We start from the raw sequence: 16,950 nt of genomic DNA on the forward strand, positions 1-16,950 counted from the left end.
GGGAAGCTGGACTCTAACCGCACAGTCGGATCGAAATGTTCAGAAAATGCTGGGCGATCGGGTAACGGCGGGCCATGCCACGTCGCGGGGCTTGGGCCGCTGCGCGGTAGAGTCGACTGTTAGTCGACTATCGCGCGCAGCGCGGGGTTTTCAGCGGTATCGCCAACAGCAGTCGACTAACAGTCGACTCTACAACTCCTTCGCTGTTTTCCCGGGCTCTTGCGAAAAGCCAAGCCGCGCTTTCACTTCCGCGGCCACCCGCGCGGTCTCGCGCAGTGGCTCGATGCGGTCGTATTGCCAGTCCAGCCAGTGCGGCTGCAAGCGCCCGCGTTCGCGCAACTGCTGCTGGAAACGGGCCAGCCGGCCCTGCGCGGTATCGGCCAGCGCCACCATCACCGGCATGCGCGTGGCGCAGGCCTCAGAGAGCAGGTTCACCGAATCGGGCGAGACCACCACGCGGTTGGCCCAGCCGAGCAGGCCGCCATAGGGATTGGTGCCGTCGCCGCCGTCGCCCCAGATCACGTGCGGCAGGTCGGCGAACTTCGCGCGCAGGATCTCGGCCAATGCCGGCGGCGTGCGTCGCGAGGTGGTCGCCAGCAGGCTGCCGCCTTCGCTGCGGATCTGCTCGGCCAGCGCCTGGAATACGCCGACCATCGCCGTCTCGTCCCACGGCGCCAGCGGCGTCGGCCCGCCGACCAGCAGTGCGGTGCGCGGGCCGGGCAGGGTGCTGAAGCCGGCGAACGCGGCGCGGCCCCAGGCCAGCCAGTCGTCGTCCACCGGGTTGAGGCTGCCGAGCAGGGTCAGCACATTGCTGCCGCGCAGGGCATCGTGTTCCGGCACCACCACCACGTCCCAATGGCGGGCGCCGATGCGCGGGTCGAGGATCTGCACCACCTGGCTGCCGCGTGCACGCAGCACGCGCAGGGCACCGGCCGCCTGGCGACCACAGCCGATCGCCAGTACCGGCGCCTCAGCCGCCAGCGTCGCCAAGGCCTCGCCGTAGCCATTCACATCGCCGGGCAGGCGCCGCGGCGACAGCCAGCGCCAGGGTGCACGCGGTTGCAGGAGCAGCGGTCGGTGGGTGCCCTGGCGCAGTGCCGAGGCCAGCGCGACCGCTTGGCGGACATTGCCCGCACGGCCGTCAGTGACCGTCCATGGCGCGCTCGATCGTTTCACCATTGGCATTAATTCGTTTCAGCCCTGCTGGGTGTTGCAACAGTCGCGACACTCTACACTGCGGCTCGTCGTTTCGCCCCGCGCCGCCCGCGGGCACTGACTTCCTTTCGCCGCCCTGGAGATCCACCGATGTCCCACGCGCTCGACGCCGCCGCCCTTGATCAGCTGTTCCGTACGGCCCGCACCCAGAACGCCTTCCTCGACAAGCCGGTCCCCGAGAGCCTGCTGAAGGAACTGTACGACCTGGTGAAGTGGGGCCCCACCGCGGCCAACACCACGCCGGCCCGCTTCGTCTTCGTCACCTCGAAGGAGGCCAAGGACAAGCTGGCCCCGGCGCTGTCCGAAGGCAACCTGGCCAAGACCATGGCTGCGCCGGTCACCGTCATCATCGGTTTCGACCTGGACTTCCACGAGAAGCTGCCGTACCTGTTCCCGCACACCGATGCCAAGGCCTGGTTCGATGGCCCGCAGGAAGGCCGCCACGAAGCCGCCATCCGCAACGGCAGCCTGCAGGGTGCCTACCTGATCCTGGCTGCGCGCGCGCTGGGCCTGGATGCCGGCCCGATGTCCGGCTTCGACCCGGCCAAGGTCGACGAAGCCTTCTTCGCCGGCACCTCCATCAAGTCGAATTTCCTGGTCAACCTGGGTTACGGTGATCCGGCGGGCCTGTTCCCGCGCCTGCCGCGCCTGTCGTTCGACGAAGCGGCGCGCATCGCGTAAGTCGCTGTATCGGTTTCGGGCCCGCTGTTCCGCGGCGGACCATTGCTGCACCGTGTACCCACCCTACGATCCGGAGAGTTCCTCAGATGAGCGCCACCCGTAAACTGCTGCTGCCGCTGGCCCTGACCCTGGCCATCGCCGCCTGCTCCAAGCCGGCCGATACCGCTGCCCCGGCGGCCGATGCCGCCGCCCCGGCCACCACCGAGCAGACCGCCACCCCGGCCGCTGATGCCGCTGCTGCCGCGCCGGCCGCCGAAGCGATCAAGATCGCCTCGGGCACCTACAAGTTGGATCCGAGCCACACCGACGTGCTGGCGCAGTGGAGTCACTTCGGCTTCTCCAACCCCAGCGCGCACTTCGGCAACGTCGAAGGCACCCTGGTGTACAACGCCGAAGACGTGACCAAGTCCACCGTGGAAGTGAAGCTGCCGCTGAGCGGCCTGAACAGCTTCACCGCCAAGTTCGACGAGCACCTGAAGAGTGCCGACTTCTTCGACGCCGCCAAGTTCGCCGATGCCACCTTCAAGAGCACCAAGGTGGAAGCGGCCGGCACCAACAAGCTCACTGTCACCGGCGACCTGACCATCAAGGGCATCACCAAGCCGGTCACCCTGGACGTCACCGTCAACGGCGGCGGCGAGCACCCGATGGCCAAGGTTCCGGCCGCCGGCTTCGATGCCACCACCACCCTGAAGCGCAGCGATTTCGGCGTCGGCGCGTATGCCCCGAACGTCAGCGATGAAGTGAAGATCCGCATCACCACCGAAGCCACCGGCGAAAAGCCGGCCGCTTGATGCACCCCACTCACTCGTCGTGAGAAGGCAGAAGGCCCGCTGAAAAGCGGGCCTTCTTTTTGGGTTCCGGTAGAGCCGGCCGCTGGCCGGCTGCATGCGAGGTGCCGATGATGAGGGGTTGCCGGCCAGCGGCCGGCACTACCCGGTAGGTGCCAAGCGGCATCTGGTGGGTGCGGACCGTTGGTCCGCACGATCCCTCAGCGCAACGTACCCAACCATGCCACGCACGCTTCGCTCGGGCTCTGCTTGGCCTTCACCGTCATCCCGCTCATCCGCACGAACGTCTGCGCCGCCTGCGCCACCACCTGGCGTGCGATCAGCGCCGCCTGCTTGGTGGCAGCCTGCTGCTTGCGCAGCTGCACGATGTTGATCGAAGGCCGACCCACCGGCGCGTACTTCTGGTCGCGGCGCAGCACGTCGGCCACCTGCGCCACTTCGAATTCGGCCTGCAGGTAGCGGTGCTGTGCCTCCACCAGCTCACGCAGCGGCGCGCGCAGTGCAGCGGTATCGGCGAAGGCGGCCAGGGCCGCGTCGCAGGCAGCGTCATCAGCGAAGCGGGTACGCAGCGCATCCACGCTGGCCAGGGTCAGTTTGGCCATGTGGGCCTCGTTGCTGCAGGAAAGGAGCGCGATTGTCGCATTGCTTGCCGGCGGATGCGTTGAACCGGGCGATGGAATACCTGTAGAGCCGAGCCCACGCTCGGCTCATCGCGCGTAGCGCGAGGGTTCCCCGATCGCGGAACGAAGAGCAGCCGAGCATGGGCTCGGCTCTACAATGGCCCGCTGTATCACCCACGGAAGTGCGCGAAGGCCTGCTCCGCGGCATGGTGGAAGACACGCTGGTGGACAAGGCGGGCACCCTCGGCCTGGAGCCCAAGGTGGTGCGCGAGGCGCTGACCATGCACGTGGATGAGCTGCTGCATACCCGTGGCGTGCTGCGGCTGGTGAAGGCGCAGATCAACGGCATGATGCCCGGCGTGTACGTCGGGCTGCTGCTGCCGGTGCTGATCATCGCCCTGCTGGTGGCGCTGGAGATATGGGCCGCGAAGCGGTTCGGGTGGACGCGGCAGGGGGCGCCCAGTGCTCCTGTAGAGCCGAGCCCACGCTCGGCTCATCGCGCGTAGCGCGAGGGTGGATCGAAAAGCAGCCGAGCTTGGGCTCGGCTCTACATGGTCAAGGGCGTGCGGACCAACGGTCCGCACCCACCCAGGAAGGTGCGTCAAAGGCGTGCGGACCAACGGTCCGCACCCACCAAGCAGGGTCCGCACCCACCGGTTGCCCGGTCAATCGCCGTCGGTTTCGTCCGGGTGGGCCTTCCAGTAGCCGGTGGAACGAATCCAGTCGCGCGGCACGCCCAGGTGGCCTTCGATGAACTTGCGCATCATCCGCGCGCGGCGTGATTCGGTGGCGATCCAGTAGAAGACATCGCCGTCGGGCGCCTCGAAATCGGTCAGCATGTCTTCCAGCAGGGTGCTGCTGGCCGCCGGGAAGCCGTTGCGCTCCAGCCAGTGGATGCGCACGTTCTCGTACTGCGGCAGGTCCTGGCGCTCGTCCTCGTCGCGCACTTCAATGAAGGCCTGCACCTCGGCACCGTCCGGCAGCACGTCCAGCCATCGGGCGATGGCCGGCAGCGCAGTTTCATCGCCGATCAGCACATAGGCATCGTAGGTGTCGGCCACCACGAACGAGCCGCGCGGGCCGCCGATCACCAGCATGTCGCCCGGCTGTGCGCGTTCGGCCCACGACCCGGCAACGCCCTGGTCGTGCAGCACGAAGTCGATGGCCAGCTCGCCGCGCTCGTGGTCCCACCAGCGCGGGGTGTAGTCACGGGCGGGCGAGGGCTCCTTGCCGGCCGGGTAGCTGCGGCCTTCGGCGGTCAGCACCGGCAGCACCATCTCGCCCGCAGCGTTGGGGAAGAACAGCTTGATGTGGTCGTCGGCGCCGGGCGAATCGAAGCCGGCCAGGTCGTCGCCACCCAGCACGATGCGGCGCATATGCGGGGTGACCTCTTCGGTGCGCAGCACGGTCAGTTCACGGAAGCGCACATCCAGGCGCAGGCGCGTGTTGTTGTGTTCGGTCATGGGGGTTACCTGTAAAGGTGTCGCGCGGGGGCGCGCGGCGTAGGGGCGACCTGGCTGGATTCAGTCTGGCTGGGTCGTTGAAATCGGTGGTTGCTCGCTACCGGCCGTACCGTTGAGCAGGGCCGAGGCCCGCGTCAGCAGCGCCGCCACTTCGTCCGCCTCACCCTCGGCCCAGCGGCCGTGGTGATGCACCAGCGCCCGCTTGAACTCGCGCAGGGCGGTGGCCAGCGTCGGCGGCAGCGAAGCCTTGGTGATCTCGCGGGCACGGTCGAAGGCACGCCGCTGCGCCAGGCGCACCTGGGTGCGCTGCACCTTCAGCTCGAACTCGCCGGCGGCGGTGATGCGGAAGATCCGCTTGCCATCCACTTCCTCGGCCTCGATCCAGCCGGCCTGCTCGAAGCTGGCCAACAGCGGGTACATGGTGCCGGCGCTGGGCGTGTAGGCCTGCATGAACTGGTTGCTGATCAGCTGCATCAGCTCGTAGCCATGGCGTGGCTGCTCGCCGATCAGGGCCAGCACCAGCAGGCGCAGGTCGCCGCGGCTGAGCACCCGTGGCTGGCCGTTGCGGCGGGGCACCGCCGAATCGGTGGAACGGGTTCTGGGAGAGGAGGCACGGCTCATTTCGATATATCGGTAAACGAGTGTGCAAACGATATATCGATACGTCGAAAGCGACAACATCCGATCCGGCCACAAGCAGGTGCGATTTGGGCCACGGCCGGCCGCGTGCGCACAGCAAAAGGGGCGCCCCCTGTGAGGCGCCCCGGCGATGCTGTGGAAGGGAGCAGGGCCATCGGGCCCATCACTCGCGACCCACCCTGGGCCCGCGGCTGGCAGCGATCCAGAGGCAGGTGCGACATGTTGTCGCCGGTTCAGAACCGCTGCCCGGCGCCCACCTACGGCGGTGCCGGAGTTGCCCTACAACCGTCATCGGCAGCAGTAACACTGCGTCCTGCACATGGGCGCAGCGGCCCGCAAGCGACAGCCCGCGCAGCTGCCAAGGCCCGCCGCAGGGCCATCAGCGGGCCCGGCAAGCCCCTTGCGGACACTGGCCGGTTGCATCCATACGCCAGCGTAGCCAAGTGACGAAAGCCCTTGGTGCGCTACACTTTGCGGTCTAGAAATCTATACAACAGTCGCGCGCGTGCGTGCGGTTATGGGAGCGCTAATGAACTGGTTGAACGAGGTGCTGAACAACGACCCGAATCCTGTGGAAACCCAGGAGTGGATCGAGTCGTTGAAGGCCGTTATTGATGTCGAGGGCTCCGAGCGCGCGCATCAGCTGCTGGAAGGCATGGTGGAACTGACCCGTCGTTCGGGCGCCTACCTGCCGTTCTCTCCCACCACCGAATACGTCAATACCATCGAACCGCAGTTCGAGGCCAAGAGCCCGGGCAACGCCGAGCTGGAATGGCGCATCCGTTCGATCATCCGCTGGAACGCGATGGCCACCGTGGTGCGCGCCAATCGCAAGCCGGGTGACCTGGGCGGCCACATCGCCTCGTTCGCCTCCGGCGCCACCCTGTACGACGTGGGCTTCAACCACTTCTGGCGCGCCCCGAGCGAGAACCACCCGGGCGACCTGCTGTTCATCCAGGGCCACAGCGCCCCGGGCATCTACGCGCGTTCCTTCCTGGAAGGCCGCATCAGCGAAGAGCAGCTGGACAAGTTCCGCATGGAAGTGGACGGCGGTGGCCTGTCCTCGTACCCGCACCCGTGGCTGATGCCGGACTACTGGCAGACCCCGACCGTGTCGATGGGCCTGGGCCCGCTGGCCGCCATCTACCAGGCGCAGTTCATGCGCTACCTGGAAAACCGTGGCCTGATCGAGAAGTCCGACCGCAAGGTGTGGTGCTTCATCGGCGACGGCGAGAGCGACGAGCCGGAAACCCTGGGTGCCATCGCCCTGGCCGGCCGTGAAGGGCTGGACAACCTGATCTTCGTGGTGAACTGCAACCTGCAGCGCCTGGACGGCCCGGTGCGCGGCAACGGCAAGATCATCCAGGAACTGGAAGGCGTGTTCCGTGGCGGCGGCTGGAACGTGATCAAGCTGCTGTGGGGCGGTTACTGGGATGCCCTGCTGGCCAAGGACACCAACGGCGTCCTGAAGAAGCTGATGATGGAAACCGTCGACGGCGAATACCAGAACTGCAAGGCCTTCGGCGGCGCCTATACCCGCGAGCATTTCTTCGGCAAGTACCCGGAAACCGCTGCGATGGTCGCCGGCCTGAGCGACGACGACATCTGGCGCCTGAACCGTGGTGGCCACGACCCGCACAAGGTGTACGCCGCCTACCACCAGGCCGTGAACACCAAGGGCATGCCGACCGTCATCCTGGCCAAGACCGTGAAGGGTTACGGCATGGGCAGCGCCGGTGAGGCACTGAACCCGACCCACCAGACCAAGAAGCTGGACGACGAAGCGGTGCGCCACTTCCGCGACCGCTTCAACATTCCGGTGACCGACGCGCAGCTGGCCGACGGCCAGGTGCCGTTCTACCACCCGGGCCCGGATTCGCCGGAAGTGCAGTACCTGCAGGAACGCCGTGCCGCACTGGGCGGTTACCTGCCGCAGCGCCGTCGCAAGGCCGACAAGACCTTCGTGGCGCCGAAACTGGAAGCCTACGAGCGCCTGCTGAAGAGCAGCGGCGAGCGCAGCTACTCCACCACCATGGCCTTCGTGCAGAGCCTGAACATCACCCTGCGCGACAAGGAACTGGGCCCGCACATCGTGCCGATCGTGGCTGACGAAGCGCGTACCTTCGGTATGGAAGGCCTGTTCCGCCAGATCGGCATCTACGCGCCGTTCGGCCAGAAGTACAAGCCGGTCGACGCCGACCAGCTGATGTTCTACCGCGAAGACCAGAGCGGCCAGGTGCTGCAGCAGGGCATCAGCGAGCCGGGTGCGATCAGCTCGTGGATGGCCGCCGGCACCAGCTACTCGGTCAGCAACGTGCCGATGCTGCCGTTCTACATCTACTACAGCATGTTCGGCTTCCAGCGCGTGGGCGACATCGCCTGGCAGGCCGCCGACATGCGTACCCGCGGCTTCCTGCTGGGTGGCACCGCCGGCCGCACCACGCTGAACGGTGAAGGCCTGCAGCACGAAGATGGCTTCAGCCATCTGGTGGCCGGTGGCATCCCGAACGTGCGCAGCTACGACCCGACCTTCGGCTTCGAAGTGACGGTGATCCTGCAGCACGGCACCAAGCGCATGATGGAAGACCAGGTGGACGAGTATTACTACGTCACCCTGATGAACGAAAACTACACCCACCCGGAAATGCCGGAAGGTGCGGCCGAAGGCATCGTCAAGGGCATGTACCTGTTGACCGACGCCGGCAAGCCGAAGAAGGGCGAGCTGCGCGTGCAGCTGCTGGGTTCGGGCACCATCCTGCGCGAAGCCATTGCTGCCGCCGAGCTGCTGGACAAGGACTTCGGCGTGACTGCCGACATCTGGAGCTGCCCGAGCTTCAACGAACTGCGTCGCGATGGTTTCGACGTGGAACGTGCCAACCGCCTGCATCCGGAAGGTGAGCAGCGCAAGGCCTACGTGACCGAGCTGCTGGAAGGCCGCCAGGGCCCGGCAATTGCCGCCACCGACTACGTGCGTGCGTATGCGGACCAGATCCGCGCGTTCGTGCCGATGAGCTACACGGTGCTGGGTACGGATGGGTTTGGTCGCTCGGATACGCGTGCGAACCTGCGTCGGTTCTTTGAGGTTGACCGGTACTACATCGCCCATGCCGCGATTGCGGCGCTGGCGAAGGAAGGGAAGATGACCGCGAAGGATGTGGCCCGGGCGATCAAGCAGTACAAGATTGATCCGGAAAAGGCTAATCCTGTTGGGGTTTGATTTCTCTTAAGGGATTTGAAAAGGGCAGCTTAGGCTGCCCTTTTTTCTGACAGGATGATGGGGGTGAAAATGGAATTCTTGGAGCTTTCTGATCTCTATCTTGCGTATAAGAAGGCAAAATCAGATGCTTTCTTTGAGGCGATTCATTTTGACGCACTTGCCTTTTCTCGATATGAGGCTGATCTACATAAGAACCTGACGCGCCTACTCAAGAGGCTAAAATCAGGATCGTGGTGGGCCGACAAGTCTCGAGTAGGCGGCTATCTCTTCGCCCCAAAGGGAATTCTGCAACCTAAATCTTGGAAGAGCCAATCAGCGCATTTTTCGAGTCTTGATCCTTGTGAGGAGTGGCGCCAGAAGGCATTAACTACAGGGGATAACGCCGAGGCCGATTTCCGTCTGGTAATGTCTGCCTCAGTTGAATTTCAGGTGGTCAGTGCGCTCTGGATCCTCAAGGCAGGGCATGTTTTTGAAGAAAGTCTGAATAAAGATCTAAGCTATGGAAATAGACTTAGGCGTAGGCTTTCTTGGAGGGATGCTGTCGGAGAGGGAGGGCTGAACACAGACTCGCTGGGTCTGTTCACTCCGTACTTTAGTGCCTATAAAGCGTGGCGAGAAAATGGGCTAAAGGCAATCCGAGGAGCGGTCGAGAAGGGTAAGTCGGTGATCGCAGCTACGATGGATGCGAAGCGGTTCTATCACAGGATATCGCCAGAGTTTCTACTTCGTGATGACTACTTGCGAGCCGTCGACGTCTCTCTGAATGATGATCAGTTAAAATTCACAAGGCTTTTTATTGACAGCCTGAATGGATGGTATGAGCAGACCCCTGATTATTATTCAAGGAAAGCTGGTGCGCTTCCAGTAGGACTATCGGCGTCGAAGGTTATTGCGAACGTAGCTCTTTCAGAGTTCGATCAGCGGCTAAGTTCTGCAATAGCTCCTGAGTACTACGGTAGATATGTGGATGACATATTCATCGTGGTTGAAAAGCCGGAGGGGGTCTCGTCATCGAGCGAATTCTTCACCTGGATTGCGGAGAAATTTGGTGATGGGCTGATTTTTGACAGTGAGAGTTCGACCACTCGATTCGAGCCTAGCTACCTCAGTGACAGCCAGATAGAATTCTCGCAAGAAAAGCAAAAGGTTTTTGATGTTTCGGGGAAGTACGGTCTGGATCTGATTGGTCAGATTGAACAGCAGATACGTCAGCGATCAAGCGAGTATAGATTGCTTCCGTTGATTCCTGAGACAACGGAAGGGATGCTGTCTAGAGCGCTTCTGACTTCATCTGATGCCAGTCTTGAGGCGGATGCGCTAAGAAAAGCAGAGGCAGTTTCTGTGCGGCGACTGGGCTTTGCAATGTTACTTAGTGACGTTGAAGCATACGCCAGGGATCTAAATTCCGGAAGCTGGAAGCGCACTAGGACCACATTCTACGAAATGGTGGAACGGTACGTTATAACTCCAAGCGGAATATTTGATTATTTTAGCTATATCGTTCGTGTTTTTGGCGTGGCTGTTAGTTGTCGCGATTTTGAACAAGCGAATAGTTTGCTGGGAAAGTTCAGTTTCGTAATTGATCTCATCAGGCAGACTGTTAATTTTAGCGATGAAAAGCTAAATGGAATGCTGAGGCTGTATGCTAGGAACATTTTCCAGGTCTCCTTGCAATCGTCAACTGTTAGGGGGTTTAAGTTTTCCCCTTCTTATCTGAAGTTGATGAGGCGCATTAAGAAGATAAGCGAAATTCAAACGCCATCAATATCTTTGACTCCGCTCAAGGATGCATCAAGAAGGTTGCTGTTTTCCGACATGGGGCGTAGGCCCTACAAGGAAATGTGGATAAATGAGCCTGGCCTTAAAGCCCCCCGATCTCCGCGCGCACCTTCGGACCTCTCCGTACAAAGAGCGTTGCGTCTCGGAGGGTTGAGGCGCTTCACGGAAGTCGCGGATCGTGATTACAAAAAGATATATTGGCCAGGAGTTGCCTTTGCTACGAGACCATTGACGGTTTACGAGATGACAGCTGTGGCTCCCGATCTACTATCTTCACCAACGCTGCTGCGGAGCTCCATTTTTGCTTTGAGAGGCGCGAGGGCGAAAGAGAACGGCGCTCCATCACTATCTCTGGTAGACGGTCGAGAAAGTCAGATAATTCTGAACGTCCCTTCATTGTTGGGGAAAGACAAGATCCGTGTTGCGATAGTTAGTTACCTGACTAGAAACGAAGATTGGATGTCGGCTCTAGGTGGGCAGCCCAATAGAAGCGTTGAACGCTACAAAAGATTCAATGGAATAATTAACCAAATACTTCTAAATGATAAGCGCGTTGACTACGTCGTCTTCCCTGAGTCTTCTGTTCCACGGCGCTGGGCCTTTAGCGCTTCCTCGAAATTGGCGCGGTCCGGGGTGTCCTTCATGGCAGGGCTCGAGAATGAGGCCCGTAGCGGTCCCTACTATAATGACGCGCTTATAACGCTGCATACCCGATGGCCAGGGTATGACTCACACGTAATGTACATCCAGCCTAAGATGCTTCCCGCGCACGAGGAGCGACGCGCATTAGCTGCGGCGAAAAGGTCATTGAGGCAGGCTGATGTCATAAAGGCTCGCCCAATTTATCGTCACGGCGACCATTTCTTTGGAGTTTTGATCTGCAGTGATTTTACAAATATCGATAATAGAAGGTCATTCCAAGGGCATGTGGATACAATTTTTGCTCTTGAATGGAATAAGGATATAAATTCATTCTCATCTCTGGTTGAGGCCGCTGCACAGGATCTTCATGCCTACGTTGTTCAGGTTAATAGTCGGCAATATGGTGACAGCAGAGTTCGCGCACCCGCTAGCGAGAGCTACTTAAGAGATGTGGTTCAAGTCAGGGGCGGAGATGAGGATTACTTTGTGATCGCGCCACTGGATGTTAAGGGGATCAGGGAATTTCACAGCTCGAAGGGTAAGAAGAAGAGCTCTTGGAAGCCACTACCTATTGGCTTCGAGGTCTCAAAGGAGCGGAAGTCTTCGGTGACTAGGAGGCGCGCTAGGAAGTAGTCGAGAAGTGCGCAATAATATATGTGGAAATACCAAGTTGATTCCTTGGTTTTCATCTCATTATTCGTGATTAATCTATGTTGGCGAATGGGTGAAAAGCTAGTTGAAGGAGTGGGCGTAGTGGTGAGCGAAAGATTTGGCCCAGGCTTAGTTCGGCAAGGCCTCTCTCAGGCCGGCAAAAAGGCCTGTGTTCACCGGTTACTTTGTAAAATGTGATCGCTGTAACTGGACGTCCATTGTGTGTCGGCGTCGGTTGAGTTTTTAAGTATGCGAGCCTTGATGCATACAAAAAACAACATCACGGTGGAACTCGAGGAAGCGATGCTGCCGGTGTGAGAAGGCGCCGCGTCGAACCGATTCGTCTAGGTTTAGGCCCAGGCAAGCTTGTACATGGGAGGGGAGGCGATTCGAAACGAGTAAGAGACCGCTCGCCGAAAAGCTAATCCAACCCCGATCAAACAGCAGGTCCGCATGCGGAGCCAGCAGAAGACCATTCTCTCCATCAACACGCTCATCATGAGTGCTATTTGCCCATGGCTTGATGTGGCTCGCACGGAGAAATCTAAGGTCCTCAATGCCGGTCAGTCGGCAACCCTTTTCAACGCCGATCAGGCGCTCGCGAAACAGGCGTTGCTTCGTCCGCACTTCGGTTTCGCGTCTTGTGGTGGTCGAGCCGACGTCATCGATCTCAGCTTGATCCGTCTCACTTGCCGCGAGGCCCAGCGAAGCTTCCAGTGATCTCAAGCGGAACACGATCGCAGATCTAGGCTGCCCTTCTCGATCTGGCGTGCCAGGTTGAACGTAGGAGGACAGGCACATGAACCTACCAAGGTACCGGTAGGGTCGCCCCTTGCCCATCATCTGAAACACTACGAGCGTCTTGCCATCCTTGGCGTGCTCACCAATCGCTCGGTTGCCCGCCACATACTTCATGTCTCCGACTTGACCCTCGCCGAAGTAATGAAAGACTTCGTCGTCGTCCCAAAAGTCATGGTAGCCGTGAGACGCGCCGGCCTCGCCAGTGAACGCGATGACTAGCGGATGCTCCTTTGGTGTCGAAATGCCGCCCTGCTGTTGCCCGCCCAATACACCGTGGATCTGCTTTTGACGGTTGTAGAGCGCGCCCACCTCGAATGGGAGTTCCATCCTAGATCCCTGTCCCAGAAGCTAAGTGCCCAGGATTCTAGCCAGAACCACGTTGCTTGTGTCATTGGTTGACGCATTCGGCAGTCGGGGCAGGGTGCAAATGGGGGCTATTTGGACGAGAGTGGAGGGCAGCTGTTCTCAGGTGGGCTCAAGTTCCTCCTGCGTCTCTCTGGTGAGCCCCAACCATCCTTCCAGCGCTCTAGCTCTATTTCATCGCTTGCGACCGCAGGCATGGTGACTATCAGAAGACTCGGCCCAGAGTTGTCCACAAACAGCACGGCATCGCCGCGTACGCTGATATCAAAGAAGCGTCTACTGGAATCATGTTTTCCGATGGTGACGCCTTGGCAAGCCAACGCTTCGGCAAAGTTCTCGGCGTCGGCCTGGAACAAGGCAAACTCCGAGTCGGTGAGTCTTGGGTAGCTCTCAAAACTCATTGCGGTGGCCGGCGCGTACGTCCCTGCAATGATCAATCCCAATAGCGCTGCCGTTGTCAGGGCAAGCAAAGTCCGGCTCGGCATAGTGAGGCCAGTGTTGGAGGCTAAATGCTCAGACAGCGGAGAATGCTTCGGACCTTGCATATGATTCGGGGCGTTGCATTCGTTGTACGTAGCGAAGCGCGGTTACTCCCGCACGTGCAACCGCTCAGCCACCTGCGCAGTCAACGCCACACAAGCCATCTTCAACCCTTCCATCACCCGGTCCCCCAAGTACTCCTCGGGCGCACCGTTCTGCCGAGTCCGCTCCGCAGCCAGCATCAGCTCCGCCACCACGCGCAGCCCCGCCAGCGCGCAATCCGCATCCGCCAGCTGTAGACACCGTCCAGGCAATTGATGCCGCTCCGGCCAAGGCTGGCCGTCCGCAGCCGCACCGGTTCCGATGCGGTGCAGCGTGGCGACGAAGGCGTTGGGATCGACGGACGGTTCGCGCTCGGGTTCGGTGTTGTCCGGATCGTACTGCGCGTGCAGGGAACGGAAGTCCGATGTGTTCATGGCAATGCTCCGTACAGGACAGATAGCAGCGCCACCAATAAAGGTGGCGGACGGTGCGGGCTCGAAAACCGGTATGTACCAGACCGGCGGATCCGAAGATCCCCACGCACCGCCCGCCATGGAAACGCGAACGGATTGCCAGCCGGCGCCACACAAACGGTGGCGCCGGCTGGCAAGCGCATACATCTGGTACATAGACGGGTTTTCGAGTCCCGCGCCACCCTTCTCCGGTGGCACGCCAAGGTGTACTCGCATGGTTGCGAGATGCCAAGAAACCTTAGGCCGCAGAGGCCGCAAATGCTGACGCTTACGGCATTGTTGCATGGCGCGCGCGTGGCAGAACCCTTGCGGTGCAGCGGTTTGGGTCGTTGTTAAGCTACCGCCCGAACGCGCTCCAAAAAGCACGGTTTGCAGCCGTGTAGGATCCCAAAAGCGACACCTAGCCCGCTGGGCTGATACGCGCAGCGTGCCGATTGCGACACAGCTTAACTTTGCAGCGCCACGCCCGGCTGTGGCCACAGCGCATCGTCGCGCTCCAGGTCGTAGTCGCTGCCGAACGCCAGTGCCGCTTCGCGTGGCGGAAGGTCTGCGTAGCAGCCCAGCAGGTACTCATCCATGCCGGCATCGCGATGGTCGATGGCGAACAGGTAGAGGAGCTCCTTGTCGAAGGCTTCCAGCCATGTGGGGTCGATCTTGGTCATGTCATCCTCCAGAGGGGAAAGGGAGGATGGCTGGAGCGCATCTCAAGACGTGGGACGCATGCTTGACCAGGTTCCGAATCTCGCAGTGATCTGATTGCACGAGGTGGAAGGTCGGGGTAGAACGGGGCAGACTCGCTATGGCGCATCATAGCTAAAGAAGGTGAAAGAGCATGGAAGCATTGAAGTCGAACCAGCCTGTTCCTGGCGAGTTCTTCCTCCTGATGCCTGATTCCACGCGTGGGGGAAAGGGGCACGGCGTCGTGTTCGAGAACGCGAAGCGGCTGCGCATCCCACCTCGCCTGATCCTGCGACCTGAGGAAGGAGGTTTTCCGCCCATGGCGGACAAGCCCTTGCTGGTTCACTCAGCAAAGAAGGGGAGCCTCCCAGAGGATCTGGAGGGGGGCATGAGCGGCTACTGGATGGTCTCCGAACGATTACGCGGTGCTCTTGTGTCTGTAGATCCGGCTGGCTTCGAGTTTGTAGAGTGTGACTACCGCCTTGCCGATGGATCCAAGGGGCCGCGGTACTTCCTGTGTGATGTAACCCGTGAGCTCGATGCGGTGGACGAAGAAGCCTCGAAACTTCGGATCATCACTGACGCAGGCTATCGAGGTGGGAAGTTCTACGACCTTAGGGGCGGAGCCAGTCTGGCGTTCCGCAAGCAGGTCATCGGTCACGCCAGAATATTCCGGACGCCTTACTCGGGAAACCTCGTCTTCTGCGACAGAGAGCTCCGCGACGCTGTGTGGAACGCTGGAATCGGAGGGCCCCGCGTATCGCGGGGCCTCTGGTTCACCGACGCGGCCAGCATCTGAGTCAGACCTCTGAGGATCGGACCCTTGGGCGCCTTGTGGATTCGCTTCAACTGCGTACGAGCGACTTCGATTCACATTTACAGCGTGAGATGACAAGCATGGGATCAACTTCCACCCATCAGCCGCGCAAGGGCGAGTTCTTCAAGCTACGACCGGATGCTACCCGTGGAGGAAAGGGTCACGGGGTGGTCTTTGAAAACGAGGACGTGTTGCTTGCGACTCCCAGGCTGATCCTCTTACCCGAAGCCCGTGGCGTCCCCCCACTGCGTGAAGTCGCGCGCTTGGTCTATCAGGAGCGGCAGAGCGTCCCTCCACAGGATCTGGAAGGCGGGTTGAGCGGCTATTGGCTGGTCTCCGAGCGATTGCGCCAGGTCATGGAAGAGATAGACGCTGACGCGTTCGTTTTCGCTGATACCGACTATCGCTTGGAAGACGGTTCAAAGGGACCAACCTACTTCCTTTGCGACGTGGTCCGTGCGCTGGACGCCTTGGATGAAGAAGCCTCCCAGCTCAACATCGTGATCAGCGATGAGTACGAGGCAGGGAAATATTACCGCCTGACCGGTGATATCCGGTTGGCGTTCAAACGCGAAGTGCTGGGTTCGGCTCACGTGTTCAGATTGCCGTTCCATGGCGGGGTATTCTGCGACCGAACGTTCAAAGATGCGGTGGAAGCTGCCGGCATCGTCACGGCCAAGAGATCCAATGGGCTCTGGTTTGAGGATGTGGTGAACTGCTGAGTTGGTCCCACCGGCGCCGACTTCGCGACCGATGCTGCATGTATGCAAAGTGCGGTAGATGCCTCTAATTTGGAGAGGAACAAGTACATGCCAACGTTAGAACGTAATCCGCCTGTGCCCGGCGAGTTCTATCTGCTCATGCCTGACACGACCCGAAGGGGAAGAGGGCATGGCGTTGAGATCGAGAATGAAGACGCACTGCTGACGCCTCCCAGGCTGATCATCCGCCCCGAAGAAGGCGGTTTTCCTCATCTGTCGCAGAGACCGCGTCTGGTGCTCGATCCAAAGCTGGGGGATCCACCGCAGGACCTCGAAGGAGGAATGAGTGGCTACTGGTTGGTATCAGAGCGCCTCAAGATGGCCTTCACCGAAATAGATCCCGTCGCCTTTGAGTTCGTGGAGTGTGATTACGTGCTTCCGGACGGCACAGAGGGCCCAACGTACCACCTGTGCGAGGTTGCTCGCGAGCTGGATGCCGTCGATGAGGAAGCATCGAAGTTCCGGGTCATCGTCGATGAGGGCTATCCGGGCGGGAAGTTCTACGACCTTCGTGGCGGAGCAAGCTTGGCATTCAAGAGGGACGTAATTGGGGACAGTCATGTCTTCAGGAGCCCGTACTCCGGCGATCTTGTCTACTGCGATCGCATGTTCCGGGATGCCATACGCGCTGCGGGAATTGGAAGCGAGTGTGAAATGCGTGGCCTGAGGTTCAAGGACGCAGCCAATGTCTGATATGGCGCGCGTCATTCTAAGCATAATCCGCATGTAAAAATTGAAGACGGCTGCGGCGCGTCTCATGGAACGGGATCGGTAGTCGAACTTAAGATCGATTTCATTTTTGTCCGATTGCTTGCCGGTGCAGAACGGTTTAAAAAG

General features: G+C 60.6%; 14 protein-coding genes and 1 pseudogene. 8 read left to right on the forward strand and 7 right to left on the reverse strand.

Annotated elements, in window-relative coordinates:
* Positions 1 to 189: 189 nt before the first annotated feature.
* Positions 190 to 1,179 (reverse strand): mitochondrial fission ELM1 family protein, encoded by a 990-nt coding sequence (locus ACZ75I_RS01930; protein WP_472958614.1) that lies wholly within the window; start codon positions 1,177 to 1,179, stop codon positions 190 to 192.
* 126 nt (positions 1,180 to 1,305) lie between these two features.
* Between ACZ75I_RS01930 and ACZ75I_RS01935 the strand changes: the two genes are divergently transcribed.
* Both ACZ75I_RS01935 and ACZ75I_RS01940 read left to right on the forward strand, forming a co-directional pair.
* Positions 1,306 to 1,896 (forward strand): malonic semialdehyde reductase, encoded by a 591-nt coding sequence (locus tag ACZ75I_RS01935; RefSeq protein ID WP_005415046.1) that lies wholly within the window; start codon positions 1,306 to 1,308, stop codon positions 1,894 to 1,896.
* An 86-nt stretch (positions 1,897 to 1,982) separates the two neighbouring features.
* Entirely contained in the window at positions 1,983 to 2,690 is a 708-nt protein-coding gene (locus tag ACZ75I_RS01940; RefSeq protein ID WP_329889576.1) for a YceI family protein, read from the forward strand.
* Positions 2,691 to 2,887: 197 nt separating this feature from the next.
* Here the strand turns inward: ACZ75I_RS01940 and ACZ75I_RS01945 are convergent, their stop codons facing one another.
* Positions 2,888 to 3,289, reverse strand: coding sequence for a hypothetical protein (locus tag ACZ75I_RS01945; protein WP_180869196.1), 402 nt, complete (start codon positions 3,287 to 3,289; stop codon positions 2,888 to 2,890).
* Between the two features lie 197 nt (positions 3,290 to 3,486).
* Here ACZ75I_RS01945 and ACZ75I_RS01950 point away from each other — a divergent pair.
* Positions 3,487 to 3,813 (forward strand): annotated as a pseudogene (locus tag ACZ75I_RS01950) (hypothetical protein); the annotation flags it as partial.
* 159 nt (positions 3,814 to 3,972) lie between these two features.
* Here the strand turns inward: ACZ75I_RS01950 and ACZ75I_RS01955 are convergent.
* Complete coding sequence (locus ACZ75I_RS01955; protein WP_472958615.1) at positions 3,973 to 4,770, reverse strand: siderophore-interacting protein; 798 nt, start codon at positions 4,768 to 4,770, stop codon at positions 3,973 to 3,975.
* 60 nt (positions 4,771 to 4,830) lie between these two features.
* Entirely contained in the window at positions 4,831 to 5,391 is a 561-nt protein-coding gene (locus tag ACZ75I_RS01960; protein ID WP_180869192.1) for a PadR family transcriptional regulator, read from the reverse strand.
* A 547-nt stretch (positions 5,392 to 5,938) separates the two neighbouring features.
* On the opposite strand from ACZ75I_RS01960, the gene aceE reads away from it, so the two are divergent.
* Both aceE and ACZ75I_RS01970 read left to right on the forward strand, forming a co-directional pair.
* Positions 5,939 to 8,626: a pyruvate dehydrogenase (acetyl-transferring), homodimeric type gene (gene aceE / locus ACZ75I_RS01965; RefSeq protein ID WP_012478970.1), complete on the forward strand. Its 2,688-nt coding sequence runs from the start codon at positions 5,939 to 5,941 to the stop codon at positions 8,624 to 8,626.
* Between the two features lie 69 nt (positions 8,627 to 8,695).
* Positions 8,696 to 11,680: an RNA-directed DNA polymerase gene (locus ACZ75I_RS01970; RefSeq protein ID WP_472959037.1), complete on the forward strand. Its 2,985-nt coding sequence runs from the start codon at positions 8,696 to 8,698 to the stop codon at positions 11,678 to 11,680.
* Positions 11,681 to 11,941: 261 nt separating this feature from the next.
* On the opposite strand, the gene ACZ75I_RS01975 is transcribed toward ACZ75I_RS01970, so the two are convergent.
* From ACZ75I_RS01975 to ACZ75I_RS01985, 3 genes are all read right to left on the reverse strand, one after another.
* Positions 11,942 to 12,826: an HNH endonuclease gene (locus tag ACZ75I_RS01975; protein WP_472958616.1), complete on the reverse strand. Its 885-nt coding sequence runs from the start codon at positions 12,824 to 12,826 to the stop codon at positions 11,942 to 11,944.
* Positions 12,827 to 13,449: 623 nt separating this feature from the next.
* A complete protein-coding gene (locus tag ACZ75I_RS01980) occupies positions 13,450 to 13,818 on the reverse strand; it encodes a hypothetical protein (protein ID WP_472958617.1) in 369 nt (122 codons plus the stop codon).
* Between the two features lie 485 nt (positions 13,819 to 14,303).
* Positions 14,304 to 14,519 (reverse strand): hypothetical protein, encoded by a 216-nt coding sequence (locus ACZ75I_RS01985; RefSeq protein ID WP_472958618.1) that lies wholly within the window; start codon positions 14,517 to 14,519, stop codon positions 14,304 to 14,306.
* Positions 14,520 to 14,689: 170 nt separating this feature from the next.
* On the opposite strand from ACZ75I_RS01985, the gene ACZ75I_RS01990 reads away from it, so the two are divergent.
* From ACZ75I_RS01990 to ACZ75I_RS02000, 3 genes are all read left to right on the forward strand, one after another.
* Positions 14,690 to 15,334, forward strand: a complete 645-nt coding sequence (locus tag ACZ75I_RS01990) for a DUF1629 domain-containing protein (RefSeq protein WP_472958619.1) — start codon at positions 14,690 to 14,692, stop codon at positions 15,332 to 15,334.
* A gap of 98 nt (positions 15,335 to 15,432) precedes the next feature.
* Positions 15,433 to 16,074, forward strand: a complete 642-nt coding sequence (locus ACZ75I_RS01995) for a DUF1629 domain-containing protein (protein ID WP_472958620.1) — start codon at positions 15,433 to 15,435, stop codon at positions 16,072 to 16,074.
* Between the two features lie 87 nt (positions 16,075 to 16,161).
* Positions 16,162 to 16,806: an imm11 family protein gene (locus ACZ75I_RS02000; RefSeq protein ID WP_472958621.1), complete on the forward strand. Its 645-nt coding sequence runs from the start codon at positions 16,162 to 16,164 to the stop codon at positions 16,804 to 16,806.
* The last annotated feature ends 144 nt before the right edge of the window (positions 16,807 to 16,950 follow it).

The organism is Stenotrophomonas sp. X (assembly GCF_055721025.1).

Excerpts from the sequence above, each read along its gene's own strand:
- ACZ75I_RS01930 (WP_472958614.1), bottom strand. The coding sequence starts at position 1,179 with ATGGTGAAACGATCGAGCGCGCCATGGACGGTCACTGACGGCCGTGCG.
- ACZ75I_RS01935 (WP_005415046.1), top strand. The coding sequence starts at position 1,306 with ATGTCCCACGCGCTCGACGCCGCCGCCCTTGATCAGCTGTTCCGTACG.
- ACZ75I_RS01940 (WP_329889576.1), top strand. The coding sequence starts at position 1,983 with ATGAGCGCCACCCGTAAACTGCTGCTGCCGCTGGCCCTGACCCTGGCC.
- ACZ75I_RS01945 (WP_180869196.1), bottom strand. The coding sequence starts at position 3,289 with ATGGCCAAACTGACCCTGGCCAGCGTGGATGCGCTGCGTACCCGCTTC.
- ACZ75I_RS01955 (WP_472958615.1), bottom strand. The coding sequence starts at position 4,770 with ATGACCGAACACAACAACACGCGCCTGCGCCTGGATGTGCGCTTCCGT.
- ACZ75I_RS01960 (WP_180869192.1), bottom strand. The coding sequence starts at position 5,391 with ATGAGCCGTGCCTCCTCTCCCAGAACCCGTTCCACCGATTCGGCGGTG.
- aceE (WP_012478970.1), top strand. The coding sequence starts at position 5,939 with ATGAACTGGTTGAACGAGGTGCTGAACAACGACCCGAATCCTGTGGAA.
- ACZ75I_RS01970 (WP_472959037.1), top strand. The coding sequence starts at position 8,696 with ATGGAATTCTTGGAGCTTTCTGATCTCTATCTTGCGTATAAGAAGGCA.
- ACZ75I_RS01975 (WP_472958616.1), bottom strand. The coding sequence starts at position 12,826 with ATGGAACTCCCATTCGAGGTGGGCGCGCTCTACAACCGTCAAAAGCAG.
- ACZ75I_RS01980 (WP_472958617.1), bottom strand. The coding sequence starts at position 13,818 with ATGAACACATCGGACTTCCGTTCCCTGCACGCGCAGTACGATCCGGAC.
- ACZ75I_RS01985 (WP_472958618.1), bottom strand. The coding sequence starts at position 14,519 with ATGACCAAGATCGACCCCACATGGCTGGAAGCCTTCGACAAGGAGCTC.
- ACZ75I_RS01990 (WP_472958619.1), top strand. The coding sequence starts at position 14,690 with ATGGAAGCATTGAAGTCGAACCAGCCTGTTCCTGGCGAGTTCTTCCTC.
- ACZ75I_RS01995 (WP_472958620.1), top strand. The coding sequence starts at position 15,433 with ATGGGATCAACTTCCACCCATCAGCCGCGCAAGGGCGAGTTCTTCAAG.
- ACZ75I_RS02000 (WP_472958621.1), top strand. The coding sequence starts at position 16,162 with ATGCCAACGTTAGAACGTAATCCGCCTGTGCCCGGCGAGTTCTATCTG.